This is a genomic window from Spirochaetota bacterium (genome assembly GCA_034190085.1).
Classification (GTDB): Bacteria; Spirochaetota; UBA4802; order UBA4802; family JAFGDQ01; genus JAXHTS01.
This window is the reverse complement of the sequence record JAXHTS010000030.1, coordinates 73,204-86,210: the sequence shown is the minus strand read 5'-3', so window position 1 is coordinate 86,210 and position 13,007 is coordinate 73,204. Positions and strand designations below refer to the sequence as shown.

Genomic DNA, 13,007 nt, shown 5'->3' with positions numbered 1-13,007 from the left:
ATATTTATATATATATCAATATGCAGATAAAATATATTAAACAAAACCAAGAATCCATCATCAGCTTCTTTCTATTATCCATTTTAGGTATTATAGCGGTTGTAGTGATAGCAAGGCAATCCAGTTATGATATTAGTAAATTTGGCATGATATCACCAGGTGGAAATAATAATAAAGAATCACTAATATCGCTGGGCAATCTAAAAATGGATACCCTTACAGCTAGGGGATTTAAGGTTCTATTAGAACCTGAAGCGTATAATCAGAATACACTGCATGAGAAGATAAATGGCAAGGCTCCCCTCTATTTAGACTCTGGATTCAGGCTAATGATCTCTCAACGATTCATGTATGCTAGTTCCAAGGACATTTGGATGGAGGCATTTATCTATGATATGGGTACAATTAAAAATGCATATTCGGTCTATAGCCGCCAAAAAAGAATCGATACAGAGAGGGTTGCAAATTTTAGCAAAGCATACTGGGCATCGAGCGCCCTTTTTTTTATTCAGGGAAGATATTATATTGAGATTATTGGTGCATCAATTTCTAATCATCTTAAGCAGGGGATAATTGAAACGGGTAGAAATATTAGGTCAAGGCTAAAATCTACCGGTAGTGAAGAAATATATGAACTAACCCTGTTTGACAAGGATTATCTCATCCCAGGGAGTGAGAGATTATTTCTGAAGGATGCCTTTGGTTATAATAAATTTACCAATGTCTTTTCCGCAAGTTACAGGCTTGATGACTCTACAACAACGGTTTTTTTCAGTATTAGGGATAGCCATAAGGAGGCCGCTGATTTAGCGGATGGATACTACAAATTTCTAATTGACAACGGGGGTGTTCCTCTAAGGGCGAATGATATTAAAGGTTCTAAAATAATTGATATATATGGATCATTTGAAACTATTAGTATCTATAGAAATTTTGTGATTGGTGTACATGGAGCAGACAACCAAAGGCTGGCTGAAAGATTGCTCAGGATTATTTTGGGAGAAATCAAGGATGCGGATCAGGTAGATGGTAAAAAGAGAAGGGGATAATATCCTGCGAAGGGAATTTATAAATCGCTCGCTAAAGGCCTGCGTATCAATTGCTTTCGCTGGAGCAGCATCTTACCTTTTATATGATCCCTATGGCCCGAGTGGGGATGAAATATACCAGGATCTTGTCACTCTCCCAAATTTTTCTGTAAATCCTATTAGTGGAAAGACGATGTGCGTTGTCAGGGGCTTTAATCGGGGAGATGGGTTGGAAAGGGCGATTAAGCTCCTTGGGGGTATTGAGCGTTTTGTGAAACAGGGTGAGACCGTAGCGATAAAACCTAATGTCGCCTTTGCATCCTCACCTGAGCTGGGCGCAACGAGTCACCCACATCTAATCTCAGCGCTTGTTCGTCTATGTTTTAAAGCCAGAGCAAGAGCGGTCATCATTTTAGACAATCCCATTAATGCCCCTGCAAGCTGCTTTTATCTTAGTGGCATTGAGAAGGCCGCTCAAGAATCAGGCGCTCAAATCATCCTTCCTAAAGAGGCTTTCTTTAAATACACCAGTCTTGAAAATGGCAGATTAATCCACGAATGGCCTGTGTTTTTTGATCCATTAATCAAGGCCGATAAGCTGATTGGTGTTGCTCCAATAAAATCACATCACAGAAGCGGCGCTTCGATGATTATGAAAAATTGGTATGGTCTCTTGGGAGGAAGACGCAACATCTTTCATCAGGATATTCACACAATTATTTCGGAGCTGTCACAGCTAGTGCGGCCAACCTTGGTCGTGTTGGATGGCACCTACGTTATGATGAATAACGGTCCAACGGGTGGTTCAATTTCGGATTTGAAATCAATGGAAACCCTTATTGTAAGTTGTGATCAGGTAGCTGCAGATTCATTTGGCTCTGGTCTTTTGGGTTTAAGTAAAGTCGAATTGCCACATATTATTAAGGCTGAAATGGCTGGAGTCGGAACATCCGATTATCATTCTCTGAAGCCAATATTCGTTAATTCAAGCTAAAACATCTATGAAACTAATAACAGTAAGAAGGATAAGTCAATCATTCTTTTTTCTGCTTTTTCTCTGGTTCTGTATCGTCAGCACAGTGGGAGAGAAATTTTGGCAGATACGCGGATGGCCTATAGAATGGCTCCTTCAATTAGATCCCCTGGTCGCGCTGGGCACAATTCTTTCAACCCATAAATTATACTGGCCTCTACTCTGGTCATTGGGGATTATTGTGCTTACAATTATTTTTGGTCGCTTCTTCTGCGGATGGATATGTCCCTTTGGTTCTATACATCAATCTATTGGATATCTGTGCAACAGAAATGCTCCTACCTCAGAAAGGATTTCGCTGAATCGATATAGAAGAACCCAAAATATTAAGTACTATATTCTTCTACTCTTTATAATCACAGCCCTGATCCCTATTCACACCTCAACCTTGCATACAGGGCTTCTCGATCCAATACCGCTCTTAACACGTTCGTTCAATCTGGTCTTGCTGCCGATTCTGGATAACAGAATAAATATTACCTCAATTGCAGGCAGATATTATGAAGAGATATGGATGATATTTTCAATTTTCCTAGCAGCCCTATTCCTGAATCTTAAAATTCCACGTTTTTATTGCAGATTTATATGTCCTCTAGGCGCGCTTTTGGGAGTCTTTAGCAGGTTTTCCATCTGGAGGATTGGACAGAGTACAAAAAACTGCATTAACTGCAAGCAGTGTGAACTTTCCTGTGAGGGAGGGTGTAATCCTGACAGTAGAATAAGAACAACTGAATGTATTTTATGCCTTAATTGTCGTGAGGATTGTGGAGAAGGCGTAATCAAATATCAGATAAAGCCTTCAATCGCTGGAGAAACCTCGTCCTTTGGCATTTCACGCAAGGGATTTCTTTTATCGCTTGGAACCGGCCTTTTGGTAATGCCTGCTTTAAGATTGAGCAGAAGCCTGGAGCAAAACTGGCATCATAAGATTATTCGTCCGCCAGGTTCTCTATCGGAGCAAGAATTTGTAAGGAGATGCATTAAATGCGGTCAGTGTATACGTGTATGTCCAACCAATGTCCTTCAACCCGGTGGAATTGAAGGAGGATTCGAAAATCTCTGGACTCCTGTACTTAATAATCGTATTGGATCAAGTGGATGCCAATACAATTGTGTCTCATGTGGACAGGTATGCCCCACTTCTGCGATTAGACCGATTACTTTGGATGAAAAGCATGGTAAGGGAAAATTTGTAAAAACAGGTTTCATCAGAATAGGTACTGCCTTTATTGACCGCGGAAGATGTCTTCCATGGGCAATGGATATACCCTGTATTGTATGTCAGGAAAACTGCCCTGTAAGCCCAAAGGCAATATATACTGACGAGATATATGCAACAATTCGTGGAGGGGTTATCACTGCAGAAAAAATAGGGAATCGGAGTATTGAGGTATTAAATGATGCAAATTTACCATCTAATATCGCTTCAGGGGATTACTATTGTTTAATAAGAGGGACAAAACGGAAAAAAATAATTGATAAAACAAAAAATAGAATTGTCTTATCTCAAAGCATAGAGCACAATCTGGTCAATGTAAATTTTGTTGAAATTCAGGTTCGACTTCAAAGGCCCTATATAGATATCCAACATTGCAATGGATGTGGTATTTGCGAGCATGAATGCCCGGTCAGCGGCAAGAGGGCAATAAGGGTTTCAGGTGTTGGTGAATCGAGAAGCAGAAAGAGGTCATTAATGCTTAAACAAAAAAATGAAGGAGATGCTAATGAAAAATCCAAGGAATGGCGTAAACCGTAGGGATTTTATTATAAATATCGGAGCTTTTGGTTTAGGTTCTACTTTTGCACTTGCTGGATGCAAGAAGGAACCTGAAATCGTTCTACAGGCATATCCAGATGAATCAAAAGGCAGTTACCCCCAGGTGCCGAAGCGAAGATTGGGCAAAACAGATGTGAAGGTTCCCTGTCTTTCACATGGCATAATGTATAACCTTATTGAGAACCAGATAGTAATTCATAATGCCCTTAAGTGGGGGATCAACTTTATTGATACTGCCCATGGTTACGCCGGGGGTAACAGCGAGCTTGGGGTGGGGAAATTTTTTACTAAGTATCCCGATAGGAGGGATGATATCTTTATAGTTAGCAAGGCTTCAGGGGCAAGTTCAATATCTGAAGTTGAAAACAGACTCCAGACGTCTCTAAAAAGAATGAATACAAAATATATCGATCTATATTATGGGATTCATGCTCTTAGTGATCCGGCGGACCTGACTGATGATCTGAAGAAGTGGGTTATTAGCGCAAAGAATAGAAAGCTGATTAGACACTTCGGAATAAGCACTCATAAGAACATGGCGAAATGCCTAATGGCTGTAGCAAAGTTGGATTGGATCGATGCTGTTATGACAAGCTATAATTTTCGGTTAATGCAAAACCCTGAAATGCAGGAAGCCATAGAGGCATGTCACAAGGCTGATATTGGGCTTATTGCAATGAAGATTATGGGACTAAAGATTAGTTCTGATGATGATAGAAAGCTCATTAATAAATTCAGGGTCAAGGGATACACTGACGGTCAGGCGAAGTTAAAGGTTGTGCTGGATGATAGTCGTATTGCTTCAGCCTGTGTTACTATGCCTAGCGTTGCGATGATAACCACGAATGCCTCTGCGGTTATTGATAAAAAGAGACTTAGTCGAAAAGACCGTGACATTTTAAAGGATTATGCAAAATCTTCCTGCGATCACTATTGTGCTGGATGTGCGGATATCTGTAGTGACGACTGGTCTGAGGCTGCGCCTTACATAAGCGATATAATGCGATATCTGATGTATTATAACAGCTATAATGAACAGGAAAAGGCCAAAATCCTTTTTTCGAAAATTCCAGCTCAAATTCGAAGAGGACTGATGAATAACAATTATTCTGAAGCTGAAGCGAAATGTCCACAAAAGATTCCCATTAAGTCGATGATTTCTGAAGCAGTGGAAAAGCTGGCATCATAATATCAGAATAACTCAGCCCTTAATGTCACATTCATGTATCATCACAGGTAATATATAGAAGGAGTATTATATACTGCACATATAACTAATCATAGAAAACACCATTTAATAAGGTAAAATGGATGTGATTTGCTGGATATTCAAGGGTGAAATAGGAAAAATGATATACTTAGAGTATTCTCTATATGGAAAACATATATTCTGTAATTGATAGTTATAGAAATATTTGGAATCGAGCTATTATTTTGTTGTTTAATGCTTTTTTTAATTGACTTACATTTTTTAATATTTACATTTTTTATAATACAAAATACACCTTTTCTTAATTGATACGATATAATTTTCTTCTATATTGCTAAAAATTTATATGGTTTTTCATAATGTTGGGATTATTTGATAATTTATAGGAATTGTAAGTATTGAGCCTTCAATTCCCCATACTGATCAATAAAGGGTTAATCAAATGAATATGAAATGTGATAATTGTGATTATGAGAGTGATATTGGTGAATTTAAATATTTTTGTACAGCAGGATGACCATCTACTGGATCGGGTGTAACCCGAGAGTGTCCCAAATGCGGGAATCTATGTACTCTGCTAAAGGCTGATGGATTAGAAGAAGAAGAGAATGAGATGATAGAACTCTCCCAGATATTAGCATCAATATCTAAATCTGATGATAGTGAGATGCTGGCAGAGGCTAAGAGGATAATTTCTAAACTGAGAGAATTAAACCTGAGATATAACAATCCGAGGTTAGATCTATTCTTAACAGAGCGTCAACGTGAATTATTCTACAGTTAGGGATTTTATCTTTTATCAGGGGTTTAATGTTAATTATTTTGTAAGAATACATATATAGATAAGAAATAACCCCTATTGTTTTTCAAGGGTGTGATAAGTATTTTATAATCTAGGTTATTTTGCAGACATGAGATTATTCAAAATAGTCAATCAAATTGAGTATTGAGGTTATAAATGTTTTTGATTTGACAGGATATAGCTGCTATGAGGTGATGTAAAAAAAGTCAAAGGAGCATCCTGTTATTTATATTATTCAAAATGAGGGAGGTGTGTAATATGAAATTGAGGTGTGATAAATGTGAGCATGAGGCCGATTATAGTGAATTCAAGTTTATTGCTCCTGCCGGGTGACCTGCTACATGCGCCAGTGAACTGCGCGAGTGCCCCCAGTGTGGTGCAAGGAATATACTAAATAAACCCGAAGCGATTGGAGAAGAAATAGAGGATATGATTGAACTCTCACGTAAACTATCAGCTATTACAAAAGAGGCTGACAGTGATACGCTAGCTGAAGCCAAGAAGATTATATCTGAACTTAGAAGAGCAAACATGAGACATAATAACCCTAAGTTAGAGGATTTCTTGACTGAACGTCAACGTGAGTTATTTTACAGTTAAATATCGTTATATCGAAATTGAACATCAGCACATAGTATTCATTCGATAATTATAATAATTAGGGGAGTATAAATATGCAAGGATTAGACTTATCAGCAAGTATTCCGAAGTCAGAGGAAAACTTTTTCTTGAATGAAAAAGAGATAAAGTCATTGGACCGAATTGATGTGCTTTCCAAAAAACATCCAGTTAATGTCTTAGTCACCGGAAGACAGGGATGTGGCAAATCTACTATGGTTAGACAGTTTGCAGCAAAAAATAATAGATGTTTAGCTACATTTCAAATTGGTATTCTATCTGAGCCAGGTCAATTATTTGGAGACCATAGATTAAAGGATGGAGAGACATATTACCAGCAATTTCTCTTTCCTCAGGCAATTCAGACTCCAGGTTGTGTGATTCATCTTGAGGAGATTAACCGTCCTGAGCATCCAAAGGCATTGAATATGTTATTTTCAATACTTTCAGATGATAGACAGGTATGGATAGATGAATTAGGATTGATCAAGGTTGCGGATGAGGTGGTATTTTTTGCAACCCTCAATGAGGGAGATGAATTTGTAGGCACTGAGATGCTGGATGCCGCGTTGAGGGATAGATTTTATAGTATGTATATGGATTATCTGCCATCAGATATTGAGTTAAAGGTATTAAGTTTGAAAACAGGTGTTGATGAAGCTGAGGCGCTTACTATTGTAAACATTGCTAATCAATTGAGAGGGAATACACAGGAGCCAATCATTGTTTCTATTCGACATACACTCATGATTGCCGAGCTTGTGGCAATAGGAGCTTCTGTCCAAGAGGCTTTTATTGATAGCCTACAGGTAAACAAGGATGTGATGGAATCCATATTGCTTTCTTTGCATTTGGAATTGAAAGCCAAAGGGAAAGAGGGCAATGGGGCATACTTATCCTATTGATTGCATCTAAGAACAGACTGTTCAATCATAAATCGTTTAGTTGAATAAGGAGAAGGCATTACTAATCCTGGATGTGATAATATTCAAGGAGGTTACAGAAATAACCTCTTGTTGAGGAAGGGATAGCAATTCCAATTCCCAATAGCATAAATACTATCAAACTTCTAAAATCATAGCATATCAGTTATTACAACCTAAGGCCAGAATAGTCTTTTGGCCTCCTTCATTAAATCGGATCTGAAATCAGGATGTGCTATTGAGATAAGCTCTTCAGCCCTTTCACGTAATGTTTTCCCCATAAGCCGAGCTATACCATTCTCTGTCACAATATAATCAGCATAGCATCTCGCTATGGTTACTACAGTTCCTGGATCGAATTGGGGGACAATACAGGATACTGTACCATTAATTGCTGAAGATCGCAGAACAGTAATCCCCCTTCCACCCTTAGAATAGAGTGCGCCTATGTGAGAGGGCGGTTGCCCTCCAGGACCATTGAGTGGTTCACTACCGAAAATGGTTTCAGCAGTGATCTGTCCAGTAAGATCAACTGAGATGCCATTCTGAATGGCTACCATATTGTCATTGGCAGCAACAATCGGGATTGATGTAACCCAATTGGTAGCGTAAATCTCAATCAAGGGATTTTCAGATGCATATTCCAACTCTTCAGGACTCATTCCATCTAGGGATGAGAAGATGGATTTATATTGGTTAAAGTTTTTATATTTTCCCGTGATCTGTCCTTCTTTGATCATTGTTCCAATCCCTCTTGCAGTCATCTCTCCATGATATCCCAGATCCTCCTTGCCATCAAAGGCCCCGAAGCGGTGCATATATGCACTTGGGGATCCCTGACCTATCTGAAAGGTATCGCCACTATTGATTAGCGTATTAACATAGCCCGCAATCGCCTCCGCCTCCTTTGGTGGAACTAATCCTATTGTATCGGCAAATGAATCTATTGTGGCAACATCAAACAGGCTGAATAATTCTAAAACCATAGGACGCATCTGAGGCAATATCTGCTTACCATACTCTTCAATCTTTCTCCTCTTTTCCTCAGGTTCAATATCTGCAATTGCATTGATTAAGTCCTCATCAGTGATAATCTCAGGGGTATGCTCAACAAAATAATCTATCTCAGAGATATGAATAGTAGTATCTCCATAAAACCATTGTATGTTATTATCCACCTCCGCAATTACCCTCTTCGCCTTTCTGATATAATCCTTCTTTATCCATAGATTTGGTCCAAGAGAACAGAAACCATGTTTATTAGGTGGTGAGAGTGTGACCAGATCCCAATCTATTATCTTATGCTCATTCGCCCTTTCAAAATCCTTTAAGGTGCAATCCCATGCCAAGGGAATGAATCCGGTTCGCTTTTCAGCAACAGAAGGACGACCGATGGGTGAGGTGAATCCAGTAATTTCGACCCTAAAGTGGTCTTCATGTCCAGGCTCAAGCCAGGGCGGCTCCTTTATTGGGCAAAAATGAAGAATCGATACATCCATCAGCTCATCCCTGCGAGCAAATATGGCATCCTTCATAATTTTTGGTTGATCTGTGGAGCCACCAGCAACCATCACCCTGTCTCCAGATTTGATAAGCTTGGCTGCCTCTTCTGCTGAGATCAGTTTGCTCCTGTACTCTTCTTTCCAATCCATTCTCTACCTCCAGTGTTTCTATCTGTTTATTCTTGTTTAGCCTTAAAAATATACGAACTATAGCCTATCCTGTTGAATTCTCACTAGCCAACCACTTGCTAATATCTATCTCAAGATCGAATTTGGCTTGAGGTAAGCGAGCAATCACTTTCCATTTGAAATCCTCATGCCTATCAACTGCCTCATTCTGAGGTAAAAATTCAAGTAAAATTGCAAGGGCTAATTGAGAAGAGCCTGATCCTCCATGCCCCCACATAAATCCAGTTGGGCAATAATTCCATACATCCATGCTCTTTTTAGGATCTAATATTTTCCCATTCAATTTAATTTCTTTTGTTACATAATCACTTTCAAGATGAATTTTCATATCCTCACCCTTATTTATAGCCTATGGGCTGTTTGTAATGTTTCAATTATTTTTGTTATAGTAAGATTATAGTATTACACTATTTGTCATTTCCAGGTTAAATATATTAACATCCTTTTTATAAAATGTTTCGCCGTATTTTGTGATTTTATTTTCCCATCGCCAAAATAGTTGCTTATCAACCTGACTTGTTGATACTAGTCGGCATGATTTGATAAAATATGCAGGCTTGCCTGTGCATTTAACATATTTATCATCCATATAAGGCACTTCTGAATTGAAGACAATTAAATATTCTTCTTCATATTTATCCACCATACCCTCTATTATTCCAGTAGTCCCTGTTGGGACAAGTGGAACATTACTATGAGTAATCTTTACAATATCACCCGGCATTGGTCTTGACTTGTCGTTAGTGTTGGACATAAATCCTCCATTTTCATATAATAATGGCTTATTCAGATTAATTTATTTTAGTGAGACCAAGGATATATATGCTTTTCTGTTCTAGTAAATTACACTAATTGTTCAGAGCGATGATTGAAATAAAACCCTCCCCAATATCATCGATTGAGAATACAATTTCTATATGTATATTTCTCATTAGAAAGAATAATAATTTTTTATATTCCTGAATAGAATTTCAAGAATTTTAAACTGAATTATGCAAAAAAAATGTTGCATAATCTTATATTACCAACAATATCATTAGGAATCTGATTATTAAATTTAATCAGCATATTGAGAATTCAAAGGTCTATATTTATAATGAAAAATTTTAAAGCATACTTGACAGATCTGTCCCTCATGATCATAAAAAGTATATATAAACACTCATTGTAAGTGTTGAGATATCCGTTTTTTGACAGGATAATTACCCTAGGCATTTTAGTCTTTGAATTTTTAATCTTTTGAAGTGATGATGATTATATTTATCAGGAGGTAACTATGCCTAACATGCCTAAAGTTGTAAAACCTGATGAGTTAAGTAATTATATCGGTACAGAGTTAGGTATTTCCGATTGGTTTGAAATCGATCAAGATCGTATCAACTCCTTTGCTAATTGTTCTAATGATCATCAGTGGATTCATGTTGATGAGCAAAAGGCCAAAGATGGTCCATTTGGAGCTACTATTGCCCATGGTTATCTTACCCTTTCATTGATATCCGGTTTAAGCGGCGCTATAATGATAGTTCCTGAAGGCATAAAGATGGGAATCAATTATGGGCTTAATAGGGTGAGGTTTTTAGAGCCGGTAAAGGTTGGTTCAAAAATTCGCAATAAGAGGGTACTCAAGGATGTGACGGACAAGGGAGATGGCAGATTTCTCATGACTATTGAAAATACTATGGAAATAGAAGGAATTGAGAAACCGGCATTAATAGCAGAAACCCTTTCTCTTCTCATTACCTAGATGCTATACAGGATCATCTATCAAGCATGTCAGTATGTTAATCAAATCCTAAAGTTAAGCTTGAGGTTCAACGATAACCTTAATTGATTTATGCTTAATAGGATCAGCTACGGCCTGAAATCCTTTACAGGTATCAGCAAGTCTGATTCGATGGGTAATGAGTTTGCCAACTGAAATGTTTCCAGATTTTATTAATGCTAGGGCAAGACTGCAGTCAGCTGGACTCCCTGCATAGCTACTGGTTAGGGTTACCTCAGTTCTCCAGAATAATTCATTTACCGTATTTGGTATTGTAGCACCTTCAGGAGCTGACGCAAAGAAGAGTATTGTGCCACCCTTTTCAACGGCTTTGGTAGCATAGGGTATAAATTCACCATGACAGATAATCACAATATCAGCCAGGCGTCCAGAATTGGTTTTGCGAAGCGATTCAATCATATTTTCATCTGCATATAAAACAAGATCAGCTCCCATCTCCTTTGCCTTTTCCAGGCGTTGTGGGATTGTATCAGCAGCTATAACTAATCCAGCACCCATTGCCCGTGCTAAGCTGATGTGCAGCAATCCTGAGATACCGCTTCCAATAATCAATACGCTCAGGCCTGGTTTAAACCTAGCATTCCTTTGCCCCCTTATTACACATGCTAGAGGTTCCATAAAAGAGGCATCCTCATAGGATACATTTTCAGGGATATGGAATGTTCCTCTATCAACATTCATAGCAGGGACTCTTACATATTCTGCGAAACCGCCCGGATCGAAGTGAGTTCCCTTTTGTAACGTCATACATGCTGTATGGTGATCATTAAGACAATAATGACATGTGTTACAGGGTACATGATGGGTGGAGGCTACCCGATCTCCTATTTTAAATTTTTCAACGCCATTGCCAATAGAGATCACTTCGCCAGCTACCTCATGTCCAAGGACTAGAGGAACCTTGTCACGACGGTACCACTCCATAACATCGCTGCCACAAATGCCGCTAGCTACCACCTGAATTAATAACTCATCATCCCTTATTTGAGGAATTGGCATCTCTTCCAAGCGCACATCTATGTTGCTATAGTACATCGCTACTTGCATGAATATCTTTTACCTACATTTGTAATGTTACTTACTAAAGCATAATATAATTATACATCACTATATAATGATTAATATACTTGAAAAAGCAAAACTGAAAGTCAACCAAATTTTCACTCAATTTTATTGACATTTGCATTCTCATGGCTGTAAATCGCTATAGCATTCAGGATGTGAAGGATTGCTATTAATTTTATTAAGATATTATTAATATATTTTAAATTAATGATAAAAATATATTGAATTTTAGTTGATATTATATAATTCCAGATATAGGGGTGAATACAGGGGTGTGAAAAAGAGTAGAATTGTGACATTGACAACGGATTTTGGATTAAGTGATCCCTTTGTAGGAATGATGAAGGGTGTTATTGCTAATATAAATCCATCCGTTAATATCATTGACATAACACATGAGATAGAGTCTCATCAAATATTTGAAGGGGCTTTTGTATTATTTCAATCATATAAATTCTTCCCTTCAGGCACAATTCATATTGCTGTAGTAGACCCGGGTGTTGGTGGGAATAGAAATAAACTGATAATTAAAACCAATAATTATACATTTGTTGTGCCAGATAATGGAATTGCTTCCTTTATAATTGACAAGGAGGATGTGGAAATCTTTGAAATTTATAATAGAAAATATTTTTTGCCTGAAGTTAGCAATACCTTTCATGGAAGGGATATATTCGCACCAGTGGGAGCATTTTTATCAAAAGGCATCAAGCCAGAGAGTATAGGGGAAAAAACAGATAAATTTAATACCATCAGCATGCCAAGGGTTGAGATCGACAAAAAGAGAGGGATAGCAACTGTAATTTATATTGATAAATTTGGAAATCTAATAACAAATATAAAAAATGATTTATTGGACAATATTAAAGCCATTTATGTTAATAAAGGGATTATTAATAGAGTAAGCATTGCTTATGAAGACGGATCCCCTGGTGAATTATTAACTATTCCAGGAAGTTTGAATTTTGTTGAGATATCAATGAATCAGGATAATACAGCAAAAAAAATGAAGGTTAAGAGTGGTGATAGAATATACTTTGATTTAAAGTAAACGATCAAGTCACTTCTATGATTAAA

General features: G+C 37.7%; 13 protein-coding genes. 9 read left to right on the top strand and 4 right to left on the bottom strand.

Annotated elements, in window-relative coordinates; translation table 11 throughout:
- The first annotated feature begins 20 nt into the window (after nucleotides 1-20).
- The 7 genes from SVZ03_05790 to SVZ03_05760 all read left to right on the top strand — a co-directional run bounded on the left by SVZ03_05790 (nucleotide 21) and on the right by SVZ03_05760 (nucleotide 7,373).
- The gene (locus tag SVZ03_05790) at nucleotides 21-1,049 is read left to right on the top strand and encodes a DUF6599 family protein (GenBank protein MDY6933723.1); all 1,029 of its coding nucleotides are present in this window, start codon (nucleotides 21-23) and stop codon (nucleotides 1,047-1,049) included.
- A complete protein-coding gene (locus SVZ03_05785; GenBank protein ID MDY6933722.1) occupies nucleotides 1,027-2,022 on the top strand; it encodes a DUF362 domain-containing protein in 996 nt (331 codons plus the stop codon). The genes SVZ03_05790 and SVZ03_05785 overlap by 23 nt, the downstream gene beginning before the upstream one ends.
- 7 nt (nucleotides 2,023-2,029) lie before the next feature.
- Nucleotides 2,030-3,817 carry a 4Fe-4S binding protein gene (locus SVZ03_05780; protein ID MDY6933721.1) on the top strand — a complete coding sequence of 596 codons (1,788 nt, stop codon included), beginning with the start codon at nucleotides 2,030-2,032 and terminating at the stop codon, nucleotides 3,815-3,817.
- Complete coding sequence (locus tag SVZ03_05775; GenBank protein MDY6933720.1) at nucleotides 3,786-5,027, top strand: aldo/keto reductase; 1,242 nt, start codon at nucleotides 3,786-3,788, stop codon at nucleotides 5,025-5,027. The genes SVZ03_05780 and SVZ03_05775 overlap by 32 nt, the downstream gene beginning before the upstream one ends.
- A 634-nt stretch (nucleotides 5,028-5,661) precedes the next feature.
- Entirely contained in the window at nucleotides 5,662-5,832 is a 171-nt protein-coding gene (locus tag SVZ03_05770; GenBank protein ID MDY6933719.1) for a hypothetical protein, read from the top strand.
- A gap of 447 nt (nucleotides 5,833-6,279) precedes the next feature.
- On the top strand, nucleotides 6,280-6,450 hold the full coding sequence (locus SVZ03_05765; protein ID MDY6933718.1) for a hypothetical protein: 171 nt from the start codon (nucleotides 6,280-6,282) through the stop codon (nucleotides 6,448-6,450).
- Nucleotides 6,451-6,524: 74 nt separating this feature from the next.
- Nucleotides 6,525-7,373 (top strand): MoxR family ATPase, encoded by an 849-nt coding sequence (locus SVZ03_05760; protein ID MDY6933717.1) that lies wholly within the window; start codon nucleotides 6,525-6,527, stop codon nucleotides 7,371-7,373.
- A 194-nt stretch (nucleotides 7,374-7,567) separates the two neighbouring features.
- On the opposite strand, the gene SVZ03_05755 is transcribed toward SVZ03_05760, so the two are convergent.
- The 3 genes from SVZ03_05755 to SVZ03_05745 form a co-directional block, all read right to left on the bottom strand.
- Nucleotides 7,568-9,043 carry an acetyl-CoA hydrolase/transferase C-terminal domain-containing protein gene (locus SVZ03_05755; protein ID MDY6933716.1) on the bottom strand — a complete coding sequence of 492 codons (1,476 nt, stop codon included), beginning with the start codon at nucleotides 9,041-9,043 and terminating at the stop codon, nucleotides 7,568-7,570.
- 64 nt (nucleotides 9,044-9,107) lie between these two features.
- Nucleotides 9,108-9,410: a DUF6166 domain-containing protein gene (locus tag SVZ03_05750; protein MDY6933715.1), complete on the bottom strand. Its 303-nt coding sequence runs from the start codon at nucleotides 9,408-9,410 to the stop codon at nucleotides 9,108-9,110.
- A gap of 66 nt (nucleotides 9,411-9,476) precedes the next feature.
- The gene (locus SVZ03_05745) at nucleotides 9,477-9,836 is read right to left on the bottom strand and encodes a hypothetical protein (protein MDY6933714.1); all 360 of its coding nucleotides are present in this window, start codon (nucleotides 9,834-9,836) and stop codon (nucleotides 9,477-9,479) included.
- Nucleotides 9,837-10,367: 531 nt separating this feature from the next.
- On the opposite strand from SVZ03_05745, the gene SVZ03_05740 reads away from it, so the two are divergent.
- Nucleotides 10,368-10,826, top strand: coding sequence for a MaoC family dehydratase (locus SVZ03_05740; GenBank protein MDY6933713.1), 459 nt, complete (start codon nucleotides 10,368-10,370; stop codon nucleotides 10,824-10,826).
- A 54-nt stretch (nucleotides 10,827-10,880) separates the two neighbouring features.
- Here the strand turns inward: SVZ03_05740 and SVZ03_05735 are convergent, their stop codons facing one another.
- Entirely contained in the window at nucleotides 10,881-11,912 is a 1,032-nt protein-coding gene (locus tag SVZ03_05735; protein MDY6933712.1) for an alcohol dehydrogenase catalytic domain-containing protein, read from the bottom strand.
- A 292-nt stretch (nucleotides 11,913-12,204) separates the two neighbouring features.
- Here SVZ03_05735 and SVZ03_05730 point away from each other — a divergent pair, with 292 nt between their 5' ends.
- The gene (locus SVZ03_05730) at nucleotides 12,205-12,981 is read left to right on the top strand and encodes an SAM-dependent chlorinase/fluorinase (GenBank protein ID MDY6933711.1); all 777 of its coding nucleotides are present in this window, start codon (nucleotides 12,205-12,207) and stop codon (nucleotides 12,979-12,981) included.
- The last annotated feature ends 26 nt before the right edge of the window (nucleotides 12,982-13,007 follow it).